At 36.0% G+C, this 24,256-nt stretch carries 18 protein-coding genes; 7 read left to right on the forward strand and 11 right to left on the reverse strand.

Annotated elements, in window-relative coordinates; all coding sequences use genetic code 11:
• Positions 1-286: 286 nt before the first annotated feature.
• The 4 genes from LUA91_RS18095 to LUA91_RS18110 all read right to left on the reverse strand — a co-directional run bounded on the left by LUA91_RS18095 (position 287) and on the right by LUA91_RS18110 (position 4,730).
• Positions 287-628 (reverse strand): hypothetical protein, encoded by a 342-nt coding sequence (locus tag LUA91_RS18095; RefSeq protein WP_231427515.1) that lies wholly within the window; start codon positions 626-628, stop codon positions 287-289.
• A 204-nt stretch (positions 629-832) separates the two neighbouring features.
• A complete protein-coding gene (locus LUA91_RS18100; protein WP_231427516.1) occupies positions 833-1,831 on the reverse strand; it encodes an NAD(P)H-dependent glycerol-3-phosphate dehydrogenase in 999 nt (332 codons plus the stop codon).
• A gap of 118 nt (positions 1,832-1,949) precedes the next feature.
• Positions 1,950-3,290: an efflux RND transporter periplasmic adaptor subunit gene (locus LUA91_RS18105; RefSeq protein WP_231427517.1), complete on the reverse strand. Its 1,341-nt coding sequence runs from the start codon at positions 3,288-3,290 to the stop codon at positions 1,950-1,952.
• Between the two features lie 30 nt (positions 3,291-3,320).
• Positions 3,321-4,730 (reverse strand): TolC family protein, encoded by a 1,410-nt coding sequence (locus tag LUA91_RS18110; RefSeq protein ID WP_231427518.1) that lies wholly within the window; start codon positions 4,728-4,730, stop codon positions 3,321-3,323.
• A gap of 20 nt (positions 4,731-4,750) precedes the next feature.
• On the opposite strand from LUA91_RS18110, the gene LUA91_RS18115 reads away from it, so the two are divergent.
• The 3 genes from LUA91_RS18115 to LUA91_RS18125 all read left to right on the forward strand — a co-directional run bounded on the left by LUA91_RS18115 (position 4,751) and on the right by LUA91_RS18125 (position 11,038).
• On the forward strand, positions 4,751-5,368 hold the full coding sequence (locus LUA91_RS18115) for a polysaccharide deacetylase family protein (RefSeq protein ID WP_231427519.1): 618 nt from the start codon (positions 4,751-4,753) through the stop codon (positions 5,366-5,368).
• A gap of 433 nt (positions 5,369-5,801) precedes the next feature.
• On the forward strand, positions 5,802-8,567 hold the full coding sequence (locus LUA91_RS18120; RefSeq protein WP_231427520.1) for a bifunctional aconitate hydratase 2/2-methylisocitrate dehydratase: 2,766 nt from the start codon (positions 5,802-5,804) through the stop codon (positions 8,565-8,567).
• Positions 8,568-8,758: 191 nt separating this feature from the next.
• Positions 8,759-11,038 (forward strand): aconitate hydratase, encoded by a 2,280-nt coding sequence (locus LUA91_RS18125; protein WP_231427521.1) that lies wholly within the window; start codon positions 8,759-8,761, stop codon positions 11,036-11,038.
• A 91-nt stretch (positions 11,039-11,129) separates the two neighbouring features.
• On the opposite strand, the gene LUA91_RS18130 is transcribed toward LUA91_RS18125, so the two are convergent.
• The 3 genes from LUA91_RS18130 to LUA91_RS18140 all read right to left on the reverse strand — a co-directional run bounded on the left by LUA91_RS18130 (position 11,130) and on the right by LUA91_RS18140 (position 13,538).
• Positions 11,130-11,519, reverse strand: a complete 390-nt coding sequence (locus LUA91_RS18130; protein ID WP_231427522.1) for a hypothetical protein — start codon at positions 11,517-11,519, stop codon at positions 11,130-11,132.
• 144 nt (positions 11,520-11,663) lie between these two features.
• A complete protein-coding gene (locus LUA91_RS18135; RefSeq protein WP_231427523.1) occupies positions 11,664-12,083 on the reverse strand; it encodes a putative signal transducing protein in 420 nt (139 codons plus the stop codon).
• A gap of 117 nt (positions 12,084-12,200) precedes the next feature.
• The gene (locus LUA91_RS18140) at positions 12,201-13,538 is read right to left on the reverse strand and encodes a GH1 family beta-glucosidase (RefSeq protein WP_231427524.1); all 1,338 of its coding nucleotides are present in this window, start codon (positions 13,536-13,538) and stop codon (positions 12,201-12,203) included.
• Positions 13,539-13,633: 95 nt separating this feature from the next.
• On the opposite strand from LUA91_RS18140, the gene LUA91_RS18145 reads away from it, so the two are divergent.
• Positions 13,634-16,177: a PKD domain-containing protein gene (locus LUA91_RS18145; RefSeq protein WP_231427525.1), complete on the forward strand. Its 2,544-nt coding sequence runs from the start codon at positions 13,634-13,636 to the stop codon at positions 16,175-16,177.
• A 1-nt stretch (position 16,178) separates the two neighbouring features.
• On the opposite strand, the gene LUA91_RS18150 is transcribed toward LUA91_RS18145, so the two are convergent.
• Positions 16,179-17,993: a DNA mismatch repair protein MutS gene (locus tag LUA91_RS18150; RefSeq protein WP_231427526.1), complete on the reverse strand. Its 1,815-nt coding sequence runs from the start codon at positions 17,991-17,993 to the stop codon at positions 16,179-16,181.
• Between the two features lie 43 nt (positions 17,994-18,036).
• Between LUA91_RS18150 and rlmH the strand changes: the two genes are divergently transcribed.
• Positions 18,037-18,510 (forward strand): 23S rRNA (pseudouridine(1915)-N(3))-methyltransferase RlmH, encoded by a 474-nt coding sequence (gene rlmH, locus LUA91_RS18155; RefSeq protein WP_231427527.1) that lies wholly within the window; start codon positions 18,037-18,039, stop codon positions 18,508-18,510.
• 260 nt (positions 18,511-18,770) lie between these two features.
• Here rlmH and LUA91_RS18160 read toward each other — a convergent pair whose 3' ends face one another.
• Positions 18,771-19,313 (reverse strand): DUF5606 domain-containing protein, encoded by a 543-nt coding sequence (locus LUA91_RS18160; protein WP_231427528.1) that lies wholly within the window; start codon positions 19,311-19,313, stop codon positions 18,771-18,773.
• Between the two features lie 73 nt (positions 19,314-19,386).
• Positions 19,387-19,845: a peptidylprolyl isomerase gene (locus LUA91_RS18165; RefSeq protein ID WP_010601314.1), complete on the reverse strand. Its 459-nt coding sequence runs from the start codon at positions 19,843-19,845 to the stop codon at positions 19,387-19,389.
• 233 nt (positions 19,846-20,078) lie between these two features.
• Here LUA91_RS18165 and LUA91_RS18170 point away from each other — a divergent pair, with 233 nt between their 5' ends.
• Both LUA91_RS18170 and LUA91_RS18175 read left to right on the forward strand, forming a co-directional pair.
• A complete protein-coding gene (locus LUA91_RS18170) occupies positions 20,079-21,260 on the forward strand; it encodes an asparagine synthetase B (RefSeq protein ID WP_231427529.1) in 1,182 nt (393 codons plus the stop codon).
• A 237-nt stretch (positions 21,261-21,497) separates the two neighbouring features.
• On the forward strand, positions 21,498-22,190 hold the full coding sequence (locus LUA91_RS18175; RefSeq protein WP_231427530.1) for a porin family protein: 693 nt from the start codon (positions 21,498-21,500) through the stop codon (positions 22,188-22,190).
• Between the two features lie 67 nt (positions 22,191-22,257).
• Here the strand turns inward: LUA91_RS18175 and LUA91_RS18180 are convergent, their stop codons facing one another.
• Positions 22,258-24,255 (reverse strand): putative porin, encoded by a 1,998-nt coding sequence (locus tag LUA91_RS18180; protein WP_231427531.1) that lies wholly within the window; start codon positions 24,253-24,255, stop codon positions 22,258-22,260.
• Position 24,256: the final 1 nt, after the last annotated feature.

Raw genomic sequence — 24,256 nt, forward strand, 5'->3', positions numbered from 1 at the left:
ATAGCAAAATATGAAGAAAAAATCAAACAGCAGCAAATCATGTTTCTTCATAAAAAAGCAAATGAACTAAAAATGCAATTAATTGAATTATAGATAGTTGAAAGTAACGTCAATGGTAGGATGACGATCAATTAGAATACAAAATCTCTTATAAAATTCGTTATTCCCACGCAGGTGGGAACATTAAAGCGCTTGCCAATACTTTGTTATTCAGCTAACGCTTTATGCATAAAAATGCAATAAACAAAAAAGCAGCTCATTGAGCTGCTTTTTTGTTTATTGAAAATTATTTTTTCTCAACTGGTCTGTTTTTAATTTGACTAGGTTTTAACCAAATTTTTGCACCTTTTGAGTTAACATAGTATTTTTCATTTTTTGAGTTAATGTAAACATCAGTTCCATCTGGTGCCATTTTACCTTTCCAGGTTTTATCGGCCACTTTTGAACCACCTTTAACAGCAACTTCGGCAGTTTTATTACCAACCGATTTTGCACCTTTACCAATGGCTTTTCCGGTTTTATCTAATGCTTTACCAACATCTGTTTTTTTCTCTTGTGCATTTACGCTAAGGGTTACACCGCCAAATAAGGCTAATGTTAGTAAACCCATTACAAATCTTTTTTTCATGACAGTTATACTTTTTATTTACTCAATAACAGTTGCTTAGCAAATTTGTTTTGAATAGCAGCACTGCATTTTGTTAAATAAACCTTATTGAAGTGATATACTTTTTGCAGCTAAAATTTTCAATTCAGCAGTTCCAAACACAAAAAGATAAAACGGAAAGAAGGACTGTGGTATCCGATTAGCACTGTTTCTGATTTACTAAAGTTAATTTAGCTTTTCGGCAAGCAATTTCATTTCTATTTGTGGCGAACGGTTTTCGTATAGAATGTTATGCACAGCCTTGCATATTGGCATATCGACACTTAATTCTAGATTTTTGATATGCATACATTTTGCGGCATAATAACCTTCGGCAATCATATTCATTTCCAGTTGGGCAGATTTTACGGTATAACCCTTTCCAACCATGTTTCCAAAAGTACGGTTGCGACTAAATTGCGAATAAGCCGTAACCAATAAGTCGCCAAGATAAGCTGATTCCATAATATCGCGATTGATGGGATGAACAGCATCCACAAAGCGTTTAATTTCGCGAATGGCATTGCTAATAAGCACGGCTTGAAAATTATCGCCGTAGCCAATTCCGTGGCAAATTCCACTGGCTACAGCGTAAATATTTTTGAGCACAGCAGCATATTCTGTTCCAAAAATATCATCAGAAACATTGGTTTTAATGTATCTGGTGTTTAGAAAAGCTGCAAAAGTATTCGCCTTTTCGATGTCGGTACAGGCAATGGTTAGGTAAGAAAGTTTTTCAAAAGCAACCTCTTCGGCGTGGCAAGGACCGCTAACCACTAAAATATCGTCGTATGGAATGGCATATTTTTCGTGAAGGAACTCGCCAATGATTAAATTATCTTCTGGTACGATTCCTTTAATGGCCGAAATAATTTTTTTACCTTTTAAATCTTCTATACTGATTGATGAAAGTGTATCTTTTAAAAATGCTGCAGGAACATTTAATACGACAAAATCAGCTGCTTTAATAATTGCATTGATATTGGATGAGATATTGTTATCAGTAAATTTAATTTCGACAGAACTTAAATAGTGTGGATTGTGCTTAAACTTTTTGATGTGCTCAATGGCCACTTCGTTACGCATCCACCAAAAAATTTCTTTCTCTGATAGATTATCTGAAAGCATTTTAACAATGGCAGTCGCCCAGCTCCCGCCCCCTATCATCGCTATTTTAGGTACCATCTTATAAAAAAAGGTTTAAGGTAAAAGGTGTAATGTTTAAGGTTTAGCGCTTTTGCTACAACCTTAAACATTACACCTCAAACAACGCAAGTTACTATTTCTTGCGATTAATTATAAACTACTTTTTACCGTCTTTATTAAATAATTGGTCTTTAGCGGTTTTCTCTACAATCATTCCATCCTTAAGTTTGTTCTGGATTGCTGAATATGGTCCTGTAACAATTTCCTGCCCAGCTTTTATGCCTGATTTAACAATAATAAACTGATCGTTCTGGATGCCAGTTGATACTTCAACTTTCTTTACTTTCTTCGTTTTGCCATCGAAAGTGTACACAAACTGCTTTACTTTTTTATCTGCTAATTTAGATTTTTGCTTATCAGTGTTTTCTTGGTTTCCTGCATTTTTATCTCCATCGCCAGATTTGCCACTTTCGGTAAATACCGCTTGAATTGGAACGGCCAAACCTTTTACCGTTTCACTTTCAATATCCACTGTAGCAGACATACCTGGGCGGAAAATAGATTGTTGTTTTCCTTCTATTTCTTCAGTGATTCTGATTTTTACCGAGAAGTTTGTTACCTGATCTACAGAAGTTGAGGTGGTTGTACCAACTGCAGTTGATGAACTGGCAATTTCAGTTACAACGCCTCTAAATTTTTTATCTGCAAAGGCATCAACTTCGATAGAAGCCTTATCGCCAACTTTAACACGGGTAATATCATTTTCATTCACATCAACATTTACTTCCATTGCCGCTAAATTAGAAATACGCATAATTTCAGTACCTGCCATTTGCGATGTACCTAAAATACGATCGCCCAATTCTATTGACAATTTTGAAACCACACCATCAGCAGGTGCATAAATGGTTGTTCTGGCTAAATTAGCCCCAGCTTCTTTAACATTTGCGCCTGTTTGCTCCAAAGTAAATTTAGCACCCGTTACATTTTCTTTTGCACTAGCCAAAGTTGCTTTCGCACCCAAAAACGCAGCTTTTGCAGCATCAAATTCTGAAGCTGAAATCACCTTTTTTCCAAAAAGTTCTACATTACGTTTGTAAGTAGCATCGGCATTTACAAAGTTGGCCTGACTTTGCGCCAACTGCTGCTGTGCAGATGCCACACTTGCTTTTTGTGCGTTATATGAAGCTACTGTACGCTCATATCCTGATTGTAAGATATCTGGACGAACCTTACAAAGTAATTGCCCCGCTTTAACAATATCACCTTCTCTCACCTTTAGCTCAACTACCTCACCAGATACCTCTGAACTTAACTTCACTTCAGTTTCTGGCTGAATTTTACCACTAGCGGTTACTGTTTCAACAACAGTTTTATCTGCTGCTTTATCTACAGTAACTTTTTCAATTTTTTCACCACCTATTACGCCAGTTACAGCCAACACGGCTAAAATGGCAAGAATGACACCAATGGTAATTAATATGTGCTTCAGTTTCATAATTGTTTAATGTATTTCGTTTGTTTTTTATTAGAATGTAATTTGTCTTCCCAGGTAATAATCAATTACTTTAGCTCTAAAAATTAAGTCATATTTTGCTAAAATAAAATCGATTTCCGCTCTGTTTCTATTGGTTTGGGCTGTACTGTAATCAAGTGAATTAACCAAACCAACATTATATCTTTGATCAATTACATAGAAAGCATCTTTTTGCGCCTGAAAAGCGTTTTGAGTAGAACTATAACGACTTTTAGCCGCATTTAAATCGGCTACAGCCTGATTAATTACTTTGATCAAATTATTTTTCGCAAGTGTTTCATCAGTTCTGCGTTGTTGCAAAGTGATTTTTGCCCTTCTAACATTTGATCTGGTTGTAAATCCATTGAAAATAGGAATTTGAATACCCATGCTTAAAAACTGACCAAAGTTATCAGTTAATTGATTGCCGAAAGGCGCATTTGGACGAAGTGAACTTGCGTTAAATTGATAATAATATGCAGAGCCTAAACCACCACCGAAGGTAATCTGTGGAAAGAAACCTCCTTTTGCAATATCTACGGCTTTTTCAGCAGCTTTGCTGTAATTCCAGGCTAATTTTATGTCAGGAAATGTTTCCATCGCCTGTTTATAAATATCATTAGGTACATAAGCTGTTTTAACGTTTTCAATTTCATTTACCAAAGGCGGCTGAACTTTAAATGTCATTGGTGGTTGAATCTCCATCAATTGACCTAACGTTAAATAGGAAATTGTTAGCTGATTTTGAGCATCTGTAAGATTTAGTTCTGCAGTTGCCGACTGAGATTTAGCCTGTGAGATATCAGCAAGTGTTTTATTTCCTACATCTAATAATGCCTGCTCACGCTTCAAAGTGGCATTGGCAACTTCTAATTGTTGCTGTGTTGCCTTAACCTGATCTTGATTATTTAAAACTTGAAGATATGCAGTAACTACTTGTAAGATCAGGTCATTTTTTACCTTTTCAACGTTTGTCTTTCCAGCATCTAACAAAAATTTATTTTGTCTGATTTGATTTACTCTTGTTCCACCACCAAAAAGTAAAACATTAGCGTTCAAATTTGGATTTAAATTATAGTTCTGAGTGTTTTCGAACAAACCTGAAACCTGCTGACTCCTTCCCCATTGCATAGATTGATTTAAGCTTCCATTTAAAGTAGGTAACAAAGCATTTTTTGATTGCCTCAAATCTTCTTCGCTTATTGCGGCACTGAACGCAGCCTGTTTAATATTTAAATTATTTTTTAAAGTATTTTCAACTGCCTGTTGAATGGTAATCACTTCTTGCGCTTTAATTTTCTGGCTAATGCTCAAGGCCAATAATAATGCAGATCCGGTAATTAACTTATTCTTGGTAAACATTTTCATAATTTGTTTCAAATCTATATAAACAACTTTAATAATTTCAATCTGTACAGGCATTTACTAACTTTGGTTGTAAAATGTACCTGATCAAATCGCCGCTTCTGCTTAAATGGTATTATCCATCATTATTATGGAATAAATCCCGCACCGAAAAAGTTATTTATTTGACCTTTGACGATGGACCTATACCCAATGTTACAGATTTTGTTTTAAAAACTTTAAAAGCTTTTAACGCAAAAGCCACTTTTTTTTGTATCGGCGACAATATTGTAAAACATCCCGAGGTTTATGCTCGTGTAATAAACGATGGGCATGCCATCGGCAACCACACTTTTAACCATTTAAAAGGTTGGAAAACCGATGATGAAACCTATATTGAAAATGCATTAATGTGCCAGCAACTTACTCGTACCGCCCTCTTCCGACCACCTTACGGAAGAATCAAAAAATCTCAAATCTCCAATCTCAGATCTCAGATCCCAGATCTTAAAATCATAATGTGGGATGTATTAAGTGGCGATTTCGACACTAATCTTTCAGCCGAAAAATGCTATCAAAACGTGATAAAAAACACCGAAAATGGTTCAATTGTAGTTTTTCACGATAGTTTAAAAGCTTTTGATCGTTTAGAATATACGCTGCCAAGGGTTTTAAAGTATTTTACAGATAAAGGTTTCACTTTTTCTGCTTTATAGCCATTGCTGTGCCAGTAAAACTTCATGGCTTTTCAATGCAATCAATCTATTATTACTAACTATATGAATAGGGAATGCGTCCGTAATTGAACAATATTGTTCGTTAATGAACAGTTATAAATTCCAAGATATATATTTGGGAAATTGAGTTAAAAGCCTTCAATAATTTATATTGGAGCGCTTATTTTTGATTGATCGATTATATTTTTAATCTTATAATTTAAATCATCTGGGATAATTTAGAACAATTCCAAATTACTTAATCGCCTGCGTGATTTGCAGATAAGGGTTGATTTTTGTTATTTTTGTTTTGACCAAAAATTGAGCTTCATTGGCTCAATAACACAAATTAATTTACAAACAATATTCTTTTATAAATTGATGTGGATGATTCATTTTACCATGCGATAAGAAAAAGAATAAAATATTTAAGATGAGTATTTATAACGATTATATCCAGGAAATTGAAGACAGAAAAGCTCAAGGTCTTCATCCTAAACCTATTGATGGAGCTGAATTATTGAGTGAAATCATCACTCAAATCAAAAATGTAAATAATTTTAACAGAGCAGATGCTGTCAATTTTTTCATCTACAATACTTTGCCAGGAACTACTGGTGCAGCTGTTGTTAAAGCACAGTTTTTAAAAGAAATTATTTTAGGCGAAACTGCTGTTGCAGAAATCACCCCTGATTTTGCTTTTGAATTGCTATCACACATGAAGGGCGGACCTTCAATTAAGGTTTTATTGGATATTGCTTTAGCTGATAATGGAGATAAAGCTCATAAAGCTGCCGATGTACTTAAAACACAAGTTTTCTTGTACGATGCAGATACAGATCGTTTAAAAGAAGCTTACAATAATGGCAATGAGATTGCTAAAGAAATACTGGAAAGCTATGCCAAAGCTGAGTTTTTCACTAAACTACCTGAAGTAGCAGAAGAAATTAAAGTGGTAACTTTTATTGCCGGCATTGGCGATATTTCTACTGATTTACTTTCTCCAGGCAACCAGGCTCACTCCCGTTCAGATCGTGAATTGCATGGAAAATGCATGATCACGCCAGAAGCACAGGAGGAAATTCAATCCCTGCAGGCGAAACACCCAGATGCTAGCGTAATGTTGGTTGCCGAAAAAGGTACCATGGGTGTAGGCTCATCTCGTATGTCGGGCGTAAATAATGTAGCACTTTGGACAGGTAAACCATCTAGTCCATATGTTCCATTTGTAAACTTCGCTCCAATTGTTGGTGGAACAAATGGTATTTCTCCAATTTTTTTAACCACTGTTGATGTTACTGGCGGTATTGGTATCGATCTTCAAAACTGGGTAAAGAAAACAGATGAAAATGGCAACGTGTTACGTAACGAAAACAATGAGCCTATTTTAGATCATGTTTACTCTGTTGAAACAGGAACTGTTCTAACCATCAATACAAGAACTAAAAAACTATACAACGGCGAGCAAGAGCTGATCAATATCTCAAAAGCATTGACACCGCAAAAAATGGAATTTATCAAAGCTGGTGGTTCTTACGCCATCGTTTTTGGTAAAAAAATTCAAACTTTTGCAGCTAGGGTTTTAGGAGTTGAAGCTCCTTTAGTTTATGCGCCAGCTAAAGAAGTATCTATCGAAGGCCAGGGATTAACGGCTGTAGAGAAAATCTTTAATAGAAATGCAGTTGGGTTAACTGCTGGTAAGGTTTTACATGCCGGTTCTGATGTTAGAGTAGAGGTAAATATTGTAGGTTCTCAAGATACAACAGGTTTAATGACCGCACAGGAATTAGAGGCGATGGCTGCTACAGTTATTTCTCCAATTGTTGATGGTGCATATCAATCTGGTTGCCATACTGCATCGGTTTGGGATAAGAAAGCGCAGGCAAACATCCCTAAACTGATGAAGTTTATGAATGAGTTTGGCGTAATTACTGCCCGCGATCCTAGAGGCGAATATCATGCCATGACGGATGTGATACACAAAGTATTAAATGATATTACAATTGATGAATGGGCTATTATTATCGGTGGCGATTCTCACACGCGTATGTCTAAAGGCGTAGCTTTTGGTGCCGATTCTGGTACTGTTGCATTAGCTTTGGCAACAGGCGAGGCTTCTATGCCAATTCCTGAATCTGTTAAAGTAACTTTCAAAGGTGCAATGCAGGAACACATGGATTTTCGTGATGTTGTACACGCAACGCAACTGCAAATGTTGCAACAGTTTGATGGCGAAAATGTATTCCAGGGCCGCATCATCGAAGTGCACATTGGTACTTTATTAGCTGACCAGGCTTTTACTTTTACCGATTGGACAGCAGAGATGAAGGCAAAAGCTTCAATTTGTATTTCGCAAGATGATACCCTGATTGAATCTTTGGAAATTGCCAAACACCGCATTCAAATCATGATAGATAAAGGTATGGATAACCATAACCAAGTTTTACAAGGTTTGATCAACAAAGCAAACAAACGTATTGAAGAAATTAAAACCGGAATCAAGCCAGCTTTAATGCCTGATACCAATGCAAAATATTTTGCCGAAGTGGTAATCGATCTGGATATCATTAATGAACCAATGATTGCCGATCCTGATGTGAATAATGTAGATGTATCTAAACGTTACACTCACGATACCATTAGAGATCTAACTTTCTACGCCGGAGATAAAAAAGTTGATTTGGGTTTTGTTGGCTCTTGCATGGTACATAAAGACGATTTAAAAATCGTATCTCAAATGTTAAGAAACGTAGAGCATAAAACAGGAACTGTTTCTTTCAAAGCACCATTGGTTGTTGCAGCACCCACTTATAATATTATAGATGAATTAAAAGCAGAGGGCGATTGGGAATATCTTCAAAAATATTCTGGATTTGAATTTAGCGATGCGCTGCCAAAAAGTTCAGCCCGCACGGAGTATGAGAACATTATGTATTTAGAGCGTCCTGGTTGTAATCTATGTATGGGTAATCAAGAGAAAGCAGCTAAAGGCGATACGGTAATGGCTACATCAACGCGTTTGTTCCAAGGCCGTGTAGTTGAGGATAGAGATGGGAAAAAAGGTGAATCATTATTGGCATCGACTCCGGTTGTGGTTTTATCGGCCATCTTAGGTCGTATTCCAAATATTGATGAATATAAATCAGCTGTAGAAGGCATTAATTTAACCAAGTTTACGCCCATTTCTACAAAACAATAAGAAACAAAAAATCATATAAATTGTTAATAAACCTTGAAGGCTATCTGATAAACCAGATAGCTTTTTTGTTTTGCAAAACTTGCATAGAATGTTTTTAAATAACACAATTTGACAAATCACAAAAATAAGTCTATTAAAAATTGTTTAATTTAGAACGTATAGTTGTTGAAATAATTTATAAAAAATAAAGTATGGCTTTTGACATAGACATGATTAAAAAAGTTTACGCAAATTTCGGCCCTCGTGTAGATGCGGCTCGAAAAATTGTTGGTAGACCTTTAACATTATCAGAGAAAATATTATATGCCCATCTTTGGGATGGCGATCCTAAAAAATCATTCTCAAGAGGAAGTGATTATGTAGATTTCGCTCCAGACCGTGTTGCCATGCAAGATGCTACGGCACAGATGGCACTTTTACAATTTATGCAGGCGGGTCGCCCACAAGTTGCTGTACCTTCAACGGTTCACTGCGATCACTTAATTACTGCTAAAGAAGGCGCTTCAATAGATTTACCTCACGCTAAAACTGAAAGTGCCGAAGTTTTCGATTTCTTATCTTCTGTATCCAATAAATACGGAATAGGTTTCTGGAAACCAGGAGCAGGTATTATTCACCAGGTGGTTTTAGAAAATTATGCGTTCCCTGGCGGGATGATGATTGGAACTGACTCACATACTGTTAACGCAGGTGGTTTGGGTATGGTTGCCATTGGTGTTGGCGGTGCTGATGCTTGTGACGTAATGGCTGGTTTACCTTGGGAGCTAAAATTCCCCAAATTAATTGGCGTTAAATTAACAGGTAAATTAAATGGTTGGACTGCAGCTAAAGATGTAATTTTAAAAGTTGCTGGTATTTTGACTGTAAAAGGTGGTACTGGTGCAATTGTAGAATATTTTGGCGATGGTGCAATTAATTTAAGTTGTACGGGTAAAGGTACCATTTGTAATATGGGTGCTGAAATTGGTGCAACTACTTCTACATTTGGTTACGACGAAAGCATGGAGCGTTATTTGCGTTCAACTGATCGTAATGAAGTAGCCGATGAAGCGAATAAAATCAAAGAATATTTAACTGGTGATGCTGAAGTTTATGCAGACCCTGAAAACTATTTTGATCAGGTAATTGAGATTGATCTTGATACATTAGAGCCTTATTTAAATGGTCCTTTTACGCCAGATTTGGCTACCCCAGTTTCTCAAATGAAAGTGGAAGCAGAAAAAAATGGCTGGCCATTAAAGGTAGAATGGGGTTTGATTGGTTCTTGCACCAATTCTTCATACGAGGATTTATCGAGAGCCGCATCAATTGCCAATCAAGCCATTTCAAAAGGCTTGGTAACCAAAGCAGAATTTGGTATCAATCCAGGTTCAGAGCAAGTGCGCTTCACAGCCGATCGTGATGGTTATTTGAAAACCTTTGAGGATTTAAATGCTACAATCTTTACCAACGCATGCGGACCATGTATTGGGATGTGGGACAGAACGGGTGCAGAAAAAGCAGAGAAAAATACAATCGTTCACTCTTTTAACAGGAACTTTGCAAAACGTGCTGATGGTAATCCTAATACTTTTGCATTTGTAGCTTCGCCAGAAATGGTTGCAGCGATTGCAATTGCCGGAGATTTAGGTTTTAATCCTTTAACTGATACTTTAACGAATGATAAAGGCGAGCAAATTAAACTTGATCCACCAACTGGCCATGAACTACCAACCAAAGGCTTCGCTGTTGAAGATGCAGGCTATCAAGCGCCAGCTGAAGACGGTTCTAATGTGGAAGTTTTGGTATCTCCAACTTCTCACCGCTTACAGCTATTAGATCCTTTTACACCTTGGGAAGGCACTGATTTAAAAGGTTTAAAACTATTGATCAAAGCTAAAGGTAAATGTACAACCGATCATATTTCAATGGCTGGTCCTTGGTTAAAATTCCGTGGCCACTTAGATAACATTTCTAACAACATGTTAATCGGTGCGGTAAACTACTTCAACGATAAAACAGATAATGTTAAAAACGAATTAACAGGTGAATACGGTCCGGTTCCTGCCACACAACGCGATTATAAAGCTGCCGGTTTTGGATCAATTGTAATTGGCGATGAAAATTATGGCGAAGGCTCATCTCGTGAGCATGCAGCTATGGAACCTCGTCATTTAGGAGTTCGAGCTGTATTGGTAAAATCTTTTGCCCGTATCCATGAAACTAACCTTAAAAAGCAAGGTATGTTAGGCTTAACTTTTGCTGATAAAGATGATTACGATAAAATTTTAGAAGGCGATACCATCGATATTCTAGGTCTAACAGAATTTGCGCCAGATAAACCGTTAACATTGGTATTACACCATTTAGATGGTACAGAAGAATCTTTTCCGGTTAATCATAGCTATAATGCACAACAAATTGACTGGTTTAAAGCTGGCGGAGCGTTGAATATTATCAGAGCTGAAGCTGCTGCAAAAGCTGGGAATTAATTAAGTTAGAGGGTCTGGATTTAGAAATCTGGAATCAAATATTGCAAATCCCGTTTTGAGTAAAATCAAGACGGGATTTTTTATTTGGAATTTACATAATAAAATAAGGTTTCCCATTAACACACGCTATTCCTTTTGGTGGACCTATAATTATGCAATCAGAGAAAGCATCCCACTTTTCGTTAAATGCTTTTGACTTAGCATTATATTCAGCAACTTTGTGTAAAAATACGTTTTGATCAATTTTATTCGAATATGCAATGTACATCATTGGACCACCACAAGGCTTAGTCCCTAGTGCAACAAGTTGCCAATCTAAAGCATTCTCACAAGTTACAGATTCAGAATCATTTATGATATCCTGTTTAAGAAGCTCAAGTTCCTGTACTTCTGCTTCCTTTATATTCTGGTTACTTTTTTTACAAGTACTAAATATGCTGAACAAAACCACTAAGACTAAAATTCCTTTAATTTTTTTCATTGATCTTATTTTTATCTAAAACGAAAATTGCTGTAAAACGCTGCTTAAGTTCAATTAAACTAGTTTTAGTGAATACAACCATAATCAAAAAACATACGATATTTTCTATCCATTTAAATTAGCCGTAATATTAAATAATAACTATTATTCAAATTCATGCCCACAATCAATACATTTTACTATTTCACTTGTTGGCAACCGATAATTAAATATTCCAAAGAGATTAAATTTGTTATTTCTGGTTTCAGATTGATTAAGATTTTTAGATCCACATTTTGGACATTTTAAGCGCTCTTCTAAGTTAGGTCTATCAACAATTTGATCATCTGTAACTATACTTTCTAATTCATTATCCTCAATCAACAATTTATTGATCTCTTCCACATCTCTTTCAAAAACGATAAGCTTAACACCGCCAATGGCTTGATTGTAAAGTGGATTTATTGTAGCCACATTTTCATCGGCTAGGAAACATGCGAAACCCGAATCTTCCAATTTAGCCCTGATAATATTAGCTTCCATTGGGTTATAATAGGTGCTGTAAACTACTGTTCTATCATTCATAAGATCAAGATAGTTATATTTCAAGTAGATTTAAAATGATCACTATTGCAGATTTTCGCAAATGCTTTTTCTGCATTCAATCTTGTTATTCTGCTAATCTAATCGACGGAAAATAATCTAATTTCTCAAAAACTCCTGCCACCAATATCCAGAATATTTAACCGTACGTTTCAAGGTTTTAAAATCAGTATGTACCAATCCAAACCGGGCATTAAAGCCTTCTGCCCATTCAAAATTATCCATTAACGTCCAGGCCATATAGCCTGTGATTTTGATGCCTTCGTTTTTAGCCTTTAGCAGAGCAGCTAAATAAAGTTCGAAATAGTTAATCCGTTCCGCATCTACAATGCTGCCATTATGAATTTTATCGTGATAAGCCGAACCGTTTTCGGTTATCATTAAACTTTTCACATTCGGATAGTTTGCAAACTGTTTGATGATATTATAAAAGCTATCAGCATTAATTTCCCATCCCATCGATGTATGTGGTTTTTTTCTACTCTTAGCTTTAACTTCCCAAGCCTGAATAACTGGAATGAATGCATTATATTTAACCGTAAGCGGAAAGTAATTCTGCAAACCAATATAATCGAAATCAAATTTCATTCGTTCGTTTAAACGCCACGTTCCGTATTCTATTTGAAATTTCTCCAGCACATCCCAATCGGCCGTTGGAAAACCTAAACCTTGGGCGGGCTCGACAAATAATCGATTCATTAAACTATCTACTCGTTTAGCGGCTAACAAATCATTATCACGCTGTGTGTAAGGAATGATTTCGGAGCAAGAATAGGTTGTACCAATATTCGCATTGCTAATTTCGGACCGAAGAATTTTTCCCCCATCAGCCTGCGCCAGTGCCGTATGCAAAACTGCAGGAAAAAAATTACTTAACCCCGTTTTTCCTGGGGCATGTACACCCAGCATATATCCTAACGATGTATATCCAAATGGCTCGTTTAATATCAACCAATTTTTAACTTTATCGCCATATTCTAATGCACAAGTGCTAACAAATGAATTAAACGCCACATTAATACTAAAGCTTGTCCATCCGCCTTCATCTTCCAAAGCCTGTGGCAAATCCCAATGATAAAGTGTAACATACGGAATAATGCCCTGGGCTAAACATTCATCAATTACATTATGGTAAAATCTAATCCCTTCCTGGTTAACTTCTCCCCTGCCAAGTGGAAAAATCCTCGGCCATGCAATAGAAAACCTAAATATGGTAAAACCCAATAACTTTACAAATGCAATATCTTCCTGATAACGATGGTAAAAATCGCATGCAACATTAAGCTTATGGTTATTTTTTATTTTCCCGCTGCGATTAGAAAAGGTATCCCATATTGATGGGCCTTTCCCATATAAATCTGCGGCTCCTTCTATTTGTGGCGCTGCTGTTGCTACACCCCACAGAAAGTTTGAACCAAAATCGCTTGCTTTAATCATATTTATATATTGCCGCCTCAAGTTGCAACTTTAATATTAACAAAACATTAAATATTTAGTGATCAAAATGAAAACATTTTTTAATAGTTTTACTTATGCGCTTTTCATTAATTCTCTTATTATCTATCATATTTTGCTCAAAATTAAGTGCAAGTTTTGCGCCTCCAGTTAACGATGAATTGGTTAATGCAATTAATATTGCTAACACATCAGGTTACTGTAGTGAAGAGGCGGCTTATAACAATACAGATGCAACTACCAGTACCATGTACAACAAACCAACAGATTGGTCCTCGACAGGTAAGGATGTATGGTTTAAATTTACCGCCACAAAATACGACGTTAATATTTCAGTAAGTGGTCGGGTAAATTCTAGTAGCAGCAATACATTGGTTAACCCACTAGTTGCTTTATACACTTTTGATCCATCCAGCACCGGAATTAGCGAAATGGTTGGTACATCTACCACAACAGCTAATGTGAATACCTTCTATAAAGGAGCCTTAGTACTTGGACAGGTTTATTATGTGCGTATAAGTGCAGAAGGCGATCAAACTGGAACATTTAAGTTGTGTTTGGATAATTATTTCCCTCCATTAAAACCCGGACAAGATTGTGGTACAGTTTCGATATTATGTTCTAAAGAAACCTTTACCCAACTTAATGTTACAGGTACTGGTTCGAACAGAAACGAATCGGCTGGCACGTGCCTCGGTACTGAATCAAATTCAGCCTGGTATATGTTTAAAGCATCAAAGGCAGGCTCTTTTACTTTTGTGATTACACCAACGGTAATTACAAATGATATTGACTGGATATTTTATGACTTAGGCCTGAATGGAGATTGTAGTATGGTAAACGCATCAAACGCGATTCGTTGTGCTGCCGGAAGTGGTGTGCAATGTACACCCACATATTATAAAACCGGGCTAAGCATGACTGAAACCGATTTGACTGAAGCGTCTGGATGCCCTGCAGGGCAAAATGGCTATGTTAAATATGTCGATTTAATAGAAGGACATACTTACGCGATCCTGATTGATAACTTTTCCAGCGGGAACAACGGCTTTACTTTAGAATTTGGCGGAGATGCAGATCTTGCCGGACCGAGCGCTGAAATCGCAGTTCAAAAACTAAATCCTTGTACAGATAGTCAGGCATATATTTTTGATGGAATTGCTTCCAATTATGCTGAACTTAAATGGTCGTTTGGAGAAGGTGCAAGTTTAACAACTGCCAACGGTGTTGGTCCCTACACCATTACATACAACACACCAGGAGAAAAGGTTGTGGTTTTAGAAGCAAAAGCAACCAATGGGTGCAGTGTAATTACTACACAAAGTTTCATTGTTGCCAAAACGCCAGATAAACCAATCATCACTGCATCAGACGTAACATTGTGCCAAGGCGATGTACTACAACTTTCAACTCCTTTCTTAAATCTCGCCACTTATCATTGGAGTGGTCCGAATGGTTTTACATCTTTGGAACAAAACCCATCCATTTCAAATGTTGGGCCCGAGCATGTAGGCGAATACAGATTATTTGTTCAAGTTGGCGATTGCATTAGCGAAGAAAATAATTTAGAAATTTTATCTGTAGATTTAAAACCTGAAGCAGCATTTTCGATTGTTATTAATAACAAATGCGAATCCAATCAAAGCTTTTCATTTACCAATGAATCCAAAAATTATACTGGCTTAAAGTGGGATTTCGATTCCTCGGTAAAAACAGATATCGACGCGGCAAACTATAGTAAATTAATTACCTACAACACGCCCGGATTAAAAAAAATAACATTAACCATTACAACACCTAACGGATGTACTTCAATTTACTCACAAGAAATTTTAGTAGAATTAAAACCAGAAATCCCCGAAATAACCATTAATCAACCTGGTTTTTGCCTAAATGATGTGATAAAACTTTCTGTTCCACAACAAAATAATATAAGCTATACCTGGACAGGACCAAATAATTTTACCGCGACCACGAGCAGCGTGGAGATCCCTGTAACCAACTTTAATCAAGCTGGAGAATATCGCATCGTTTTAACATCGGGTACCTGTAATTCTGATCCGATGAGTCTTATCATTCCACCTATTACCAGAATCCCCATTGCAGGCTTTTACACTGAACCATCTTTCAACGTAAAATTTTCTGCTCCAGCTCCATTAATATTTACCAACACCTCACAATATGGCGATTACTTTAAATGGGATTTTGGTGATGGTATATTTTCTACGGAGAAAAGCCCTATACACACCTATCAAACTGATGGAACATTTAGAATTACGTTAACGGCATTTTCCAAAAATGGCTGTTCGAATTCTACTACACAGGGTGATTTAATTGTAAGGAAAGAAGCGTCTATTTTTACACCCAATGCATTTTCTCCTAATGGCGATGGCATAAATGACGAATTTGTGGTTGGGATAACGAATCTAAAGCGATACAGAATTCAGATTTACAATCGTTACGGAAACCAGGTATTTTTTACAGATAATATTTTCGATAATTGGAAAGGAACCTTCAAAAATAGTGAGTTACCAACAGGTGTTTATTTTTATGTAATCTTGGGCACTCATTTAAATAATACAGCTGTAAAATACACCGGATCGGTTACGTTATTGCGATAGATTAATTTAAACTCAAACCGATTTGCTTTAAAAGGATTGCTGCGTTAAATGTAGAACATGGACCTTGTTTCAATTTATAATCAAACTCCATTTCTCTATTATTAATTTGAATATCAAAGTGAAAGTTTCTTAATGTTTGTTGATGATCATGCTGCAAATCTGCAAGCTGTAGATCGTGTGTGGCAAATAAACCTGGAGTTTTTTCAGTAATCAGCTTTTCTACAAACACCTTCGATCCTAAATATTTATCCTTGCTGTTAGTTCCACGCAGCATTTCATCTATTAAAACAAAAGTATTTTTATCATGCTTTATATTGTTCAAAATCATTTTTAAACGATCGAGTTCAGCCTTAAATGTAGAAGTGCTTTCGTTTAGCGAATCTTTTATACGCATATAGCTGTTAATGGAGAAGACAGATAGTTGCAATGATTTGGCACAAACCGGCGCACCTGCATAAGCCAAAACCATGTTGATACCAAGCGTTCTTAAAAATGTACTTTTACCAGCCATATTTGATCCCGTTACAATGTCGACAGTTGGCATTTGTTCGAGATGAAAATTATTATTCACTCTTTTTTCAATTGAAATCAATGGATGACCAACCTCGACCGCAGTGAGCAGAAAACCATCTTCAACTTTAGGATAAACCCATTCAGGATGATTGTGAGCCAATGTTGCTAAGGAGATCAATTCTTCAAAATCGCCCAGATGGTTTAAAGTCGTAATTACATCTTTTGATGACGACTGATACCATTTATCTAAGCTGATGCAACATTGCAAATCCCACAGACACAAGCCATTTAAAAAGCCACCAACGATCAGATTTAGTCTGGCATCAAATTTTTGAATTACTTTAGATAACGTTTCAATTTCTTTGCTTACTGGTATTTTTGAAGTAAATAAACAAGTGATATATTGGCTTTTCCAATCCTGATTTTCTGTCCATTTTATGGCTTTGGCATAACTATTTAATAAACCAGAGCCACCACCAAAACTATAGAAAACCAAATTTATTTTGGAGTTGAAAAAAATATTAATGCCAAGATGAATGAATACAAACAGCCCTAACACATTACTAAATAAACCTCCAACAAATATGGCTGCTAAAACCAGGCCCAAAGTAAAATAAGGCGCTATGGCAACATATAATCGCAAGAATTTGTTGCGAACAAATGCAAGTTGTAAACCTAAATTTCCTTGCAATTGTATTTTTATCTGTTCAATTTTTTGAATGTCGTGACCATGAAGGTTAGCCCTTAAAAAAAAAGTTTCTTCGATTTTTTCCTGGATTTCTTTCACAGCTTCTTGGCGAGATAAAATTTCCTCTTTTAAAGATTTATTCGCCAAACGTTTTGCCAACAAATCATTGCCAGTTTTGGTGTAACACCTGTTAATCAAAGCAAATAAAGAAGCATTACCGAAAATATCCAGATCGGAAGAATATGGGTGCGATTCTGATTCAAATTCTTTACCACTGTCGTAACCATTTGGCTTACCATTCAGTTGGTTCCACTCATTTTGGTAAACCCATAGCAATTGTTTTTCATAATCTATTTCGCGATCGAGTTTAGCTTGTTTTCTCACCACAAATACAAATCCAAACACAGGCAGCAATAATGCAATTTGAATAAGTGTTCTGCCGTTATCATCCGCAGAATTTAGCAGTAAAATAAAGAATAAAATTTCGGCTAAAAATAATCCTATCCTCACCAAAGAAAGTTGATCGATTAGCTTTTTGGTTTGTTCAATTTTACTTGTAACCTCATTAATTTTTTGGCTATAGCCAGATATTATTTGTGCTTGGTTTTTTAACATTATCTTTGAATCGCAGAAAATTCTAAAGATAGGAAAATATTAAATGAAGATTACCTTAATTGCCATTGGTAAAACGGAAGATAAATATTTGATTGAGGGCATCGACAAATACATCGGTAGGTTGAAACATTATATCAATTTTACCTTTATGCCAATACCTGATGTGAAAAATGTTAAAAATTTGAGTGAAGCCCAACAAAAAGCCAAAGAGGCAGAGTTGCTGCACAAACAAATTAATAATGGCGATGTTGTTATTTTGTTGGATGAGAAAGGAAAAAAATATTCGTCAGTAGAGTTCTCCAATTATTTAAATAAACAAATGATTGGAAGTATTCAGCATTTAATTTTTATAATTGGCGGTCCTTACGGGTTTGACGAAACTATTTATAAGCGGGCCAACGGATTAATTTCCTTATCCGACATGACTTTTTCTCATCAGATGATTCGCCTGTTTTTTGTAGAGCAATTGTACCGGGGCTTTAGCATTTTGAAGGGTGAGCCCTATCATCATGCCTAGTATGAAACAGGAATGATGTAAATGGGAATCAAATAAACGATATGGAATCTGCATTCCAAAATCATCATAAAATAAAAAGATATGTTAGATAAATATAAACGTAATTACCGTTATAGAAGTAACCAAAGTGGCAACAATAAAATGTTATGGATCAGTATTATCATCTCGTTAATTATTGTCGTAATTCTTTATTATTTCTTTTAAAAGCATAAAAAAACACCAAACTAATTGCTTGGTGTTTCCAAAATATTATAAAAAGCTTAAACGCCTTTTTTACTTGTCATGCTTGCTTTTTTAGCTGGAGCAGATGTTTTTGTTGTTGCTTTTGCACTTCCTGCTGATTTTGTAGCAGTAGATTTTGTTTTCTTATCAGCAGCAACTTTTTCTTCAGCCAATTTAACCTCAGCCGGAGAACCCGGAGTTTCAGGAGTATCTTCAGTAAATAAAGGCAAATCTTTCAACAAGTTATACCAGGTAACGATTTTCTTCATATCAGAAGCATAAACTTTTTCCTGATCATGTCCTGGTGCTACTTCTAAAAAGAAAGGGCGTAAATCGCTTTTTACATCAGGTGTAGATCCTTTTTCTGAAATTTTAGCGAAAATATCTGCTAATTTAATTTCATCTTCCTCGCCATAAACTGTAATATCTTCTAAAGAAGCTAATTTAGTATTGGTGATATTGGCAACAACTTTAGTTTTTTGGGCATCTAAACCCTCTAAAATATAACCTACTTTATTTTGTCCAACCAGTTTAAATAAACCTGGTCTGCCAGATACGGCAACAATTCCTCTTAAATTCATAATGTATTTTGTTAAGCGGTTAGCGGTTGGAATTTAGCGACTTAAACGCTTATCGCCCAACGCTCAACGCAATTTAATCTTCAATAATTTCGATTCCTAAAATTTTATCACCCTGACGGATATCGTCTACAAGGTCAACATTTTCAACTGCTTTACCAAAAACAGTGTGGTTGCGATCTAAATGAGCAGTATTTGTTCTGCTGTGGCAGATGAAAAACTGTGATCCACCAGTGTTGCGACCAGCGTGAGCCATTGATAACACACCACGATCGTGATATTGGTTTTCTCCAGTTAATTCACAATCAATTTTATAACCCGGACCGCCTGTACCTGGCATTCCTGTTGCACCATCTTTTGAGTTAGGGCAACCTGTTTGAACCATGAAATCAGGAATTACTCGGTGGAAAGTTACACCATCATAGAAACCTTCGTTTGCTAATTTTTTAAAGTTTGCAACTGCTTTCGGAGCATCTTGTTCAAAGAACTCAACAGTCATATTTCCTTTTTCAGTTTTTATTATTGCTTTACTCATATCAATTGTGTGTACTGGTTTTAAATTTTTGTTGCTTCAAAAACTTCGTGTTTTAAAAGTAGAGGGCAAAAATAGCAAATTTGTAGAACTCATACAGCATTAAATTTTTCTAAACAGTTTAAATGAGGTATTTTAGTGTTTTACACCCATTCAATTTGAAAAAGAAATATTATATACTCATCATTTTCCTGATAAGTTGCTTTGTTACCCGAGCCTCATCTTTATTAATTTATATGGATGAAGACCAAAAAAATCACCTCAAAGCATACGGTATAGCCTATTGGACCATCAGCAAGCAAGTGGAAGTAGATTGGCTTTTAAATTATAGAGGAGGAAGTTTTCTGATCAAATACAATAAAACCGTTGAGGACGAATGTAAAATTAGAGGCGTTTCTTACGAAGTAATGGCTGATGGAAAAGTGGTTAACTTACTTAATGAAATCAGCGATCCATCGGTAAACATGGAAATGGTGAAATTGGAGAAAACGCCAAAAATCGCAGTTTATTCGCCAAAGAGCAAATTGCCTTGGGATGATGCTGTTACGCTCGTTTTAACTTATGCCGAAATTCCGTACGATGTAATTTATGATGACGATATCTTAAAAGATAAATTAACAAAATACGATTGGCTACATCTACACCACGAGGATTTTACAGGGCAATATGGTCGTTTTTGGTCGTCATTTAGATATGCAACGTGGTACCAGGAAGATGTAAAGAATCAAGAGGCTCTGGCAAAAAAACTGGGTTTTAAAAAGGTTTCGGAAATGAAATTATCAGTAGCAAAACACATTAAGGAATATTGTGCAGGCGGTGGTTTTATGTTTGCCATGTGCTCTGGAACGGATAGTTTCGACATTGCATTAGCTGCTGAAGGCGTTGATATCTGTGCACAAATGTTTGATGGCGATGCTGCTGACCCAAATGCACAATCGAAGTTGGACTTTAATAAAAGCCTGGCTTTCCAAAATTTTAAGCTGGATAATAATCCAATGAATTACGAATTTTCGGATATTGATGTAACGGGTAATAGATCGTTAAACCAATCGAACGACTATTTTACCTTATTCGATTTTTCAGCAAAATGGGATTTAGTACCAACCATGCTGACACAAAATCATGATAAAGTGATAAAAGGCTTTATGGGCCAAACTACGGCATTCAAAAAATCAGTGGTAAAACCAAGCGTAACGGTTTTAGGTGAAAACAAAGGTGCAGCGGAAGTACGTTATTTACATGGAGAAATCGGCAAAGGACAATTTACTTTTTATGGTGGTCACGACCCTGAAGATTACCAACATGCCGTGGGAGATCCACCAACGGATTTAAACCTTCACCCAAATTCTGCTGGTTACAGATTGATCTTAAATAACGTCCTTTTTCCAGCAGCGAAGAAGAAGCCGCAAAAAACCTAAGCGATTTATAAAAACCTGTCGACTTTAAGCGAATATTCCTGTTCTGTATACAAATTAAAACAATTTTTCAATTATGAGTAAAATGCTGTAAAAAGCAATTTAATCAACTAAAAAACTACTGTAAACCAATATCTTATACCCTAAGACTGTAACACACATGATACTTTGGCACAGCTTTTGGAAACAGGGCTTGTAATTAACATTAAAAACAAGATTCTTTTACCTAAAGAAAATATCATGAAAAAATTATTATTTAGTGCCTCAATCGCATTATTAGCAACAGGCGCATTTGCACAAACAACAATGACCGGTTCTGATGCAAGATTTGGTTTAAAGGCAGGTGTAAACTTATCAAGCTACAGTGGTACAGGTGCCAGAGATTTAGATTACAAAAGCAATGTGGGCTATAACTTTACAGCCTTCGGAGATTTTGCAGTTGGAAATAACTTCTTTATCCAACCAGCGGTTTCCTTACAAAATAAAGGTGCAAAATTGGAAAGTACAGGTACAGTTGCTGGAACAACGGTAACCGGAACATTTAAACAAGATGTAATGGCGATCGAAGTTCCTATCAATGCTGTGGTGAGAATCCCGACAGGTGATGCTGGAGCATTTCAAATAAGTGCAGGACCTTACATTGGTTTTAACATTTCTGGTAAAAACAAATACACTGGAACTTATACGAACAATGCTGTTGCCGGATCTACATATTCAGATAGAGATATTGAATTTGGAAGTGCAAACAACGATGATTTAAGTAGCGTTGACTTTGGTGCAAACTTCGGTTTAGCTTATCGTCTTAATTCTGGTATTTCAGTTGGTGCTAACTATGGTTTGGGTTTATCTAACCTTGTACCAAAAGATGCTAGATCGAACGATGACAAACTTAAAAACCGCGTATTAGGTTTCTCTGTAGGTTATTCATTCTAGAACTTACTAGTAAAAAAATGGCGTCTTGAGTAAAATCAAGACGCCATTTTTTTTATGTGAATTTTGCTTAATCGTAAAAATTCCAGCTAACTCCGAATTTCAACAACGCATCTTGCATAGGGTAACGGTTAACAGTATAATATCCTGGAGAAAATAATCCCTGATTAATATAATCATATTTAATAAATAGATTCGCTCTTTTCAAATTGGCTTTAATATAAACATCAATAACAGGTTCTGATTTAAAAACGCGATCGCTACCTACATAAAATTGTGCCGTTGCTGGCGAATAAGAATAATTTGCATATTCAGAATTATACCTTACATCAAAACCAATATTCGCTTTTAATACTTTGAAAAAAGTTTGATCTAAATAAAAGCTATTATAGGTATAAAATTCTGGCGTTCTTAAAATTGCATTTTTATCCGTTTTCTGGTAGGCGATGTAATTTTCTAACACAAATTTACCAAAGCGCCATTTCTTCGATATATCAAACCTGATTAAACTTATGTCCTCCCCTTCTTGTACTGGTTTTATGGCAGTTGTTCCAAAAGCGTTATCGGCCGCGAAATATAGATAGTTGCTGGTTAAAAAATATTTGGCTCCAGCCGTGAAACCATATTTATCATTTATGAAATTGAATGATGCATTGGCAACTTTAGTATTCTTAAAATTTTGATTGTCCCATCTGTAATGGTTTCCATGGTAATAATTAAATATTGCCGCCGGCGATTGATTTTGCGCATAAGCACCCAGTTCAATTCTTCCAACCGATTTACTTAACAATATTCTACTTTTCGCTTCATATAAATAATCGCCAGCGTTTTCACCTTGCAGTATCTGCTGCACATCTAAATTCAAATCGATATTGCCAGTAAAACGATAACCTGCTGCTCCTAAAACTGTAATGTTTTGATAAGTAAACTGGCTTTGTTCATACGCAGTTCCATCTTCCTTATTTCCCAAATATTTATGCTGAAAATAATCATGGCGAATCCCTGCATCAACCTTCAATTCATTTTTAATTACAGTTGAGTTTTTTGGACGAAGAAAGAAGCTGTAAATAAATTCATTTTTCACATGCTGAACATGGGTAGAATCGTTGGTAAAAGTAGGACTGGCAAAACCTTCAGGCAAAACGCCATAGGTATCGGTTTCATTTTTTGCAAAATCGTAGCTATCGTTGTTATATTCTACCGTATAAGTTACTTTGTTGGTTGGTAAAACAGCACTGTTAAAGTTCGCAGATGTATCAATCCGTCCTACGTAATAGGTTTGTTTTAAAAACACGGTATTTTTGCGGTAAAGGTTTCTGGCCGATGTTAACTTAATGGTTTCAGCATCTCTGCTGATTTTATTGTAACCTGCATTAAATATGGTTGAGTCGAGCGTTGAGCCATTCTCGTAAGCCCGCATGGTATTAAAGATTGCAGATGCCCACATATTATAACGTTTGCTAGGCGATTGATACCAGGAAAAAACAGCAACGTTTAAATTATCACCACGTTGCCTGCTGTAAAAACCCCTTGAATCTCCTCTATTAAAATTTACTCCTGCATTCCAGTTTTTCTTGATATTCTGACTGTGAGTGGCTTTAAATAATTGCTCTTTCTGCCCTGCACTAATTAAGTATAGGCTGGTAAAAGGCGACCGGGCCTGATAATAAATAATATCTTCGGGAGTTAAGGCGTAATAATCCAAAGAGTGGAATCCAGCATCAAAACCTATTCTTTTACTAGGCTCGTAAAGCAATGGGCGGGCAGCCAAGCCCATATTGCCATTATTTATAGTTGGATGTTGTGGCTGTAAAAGTGGGCTGTAATTTTGAATATTGGTGGTAGAAGTATCAAGTGGTAATAAAACAATACTATCTCTGCTTAAGCCAAGTTTAGTAAAACGAATAAATTTTGCTGTGTAAATAACAGAATCTTTTGCATCAAGCTTTTTCCTCATGGAGTCAGCTTCAGATTTATCGTTGATATTTGTTTTTAAATCTTGGGCAAAAGATTTTTGAATACCCGAAAGCAACAAGATAAAAAAGCAGATTTGAACAACCTTATACATG

This window comes from Pedobacter sp. Leaf250 (assembly GCF_920984735.1).
Taxonomy (GTDB): domain Bacteria; phylum Bacteroidota; class Bacteroidia; order Sphingobacteriales; family Sphingobacteriaceae; genus Pedobacter.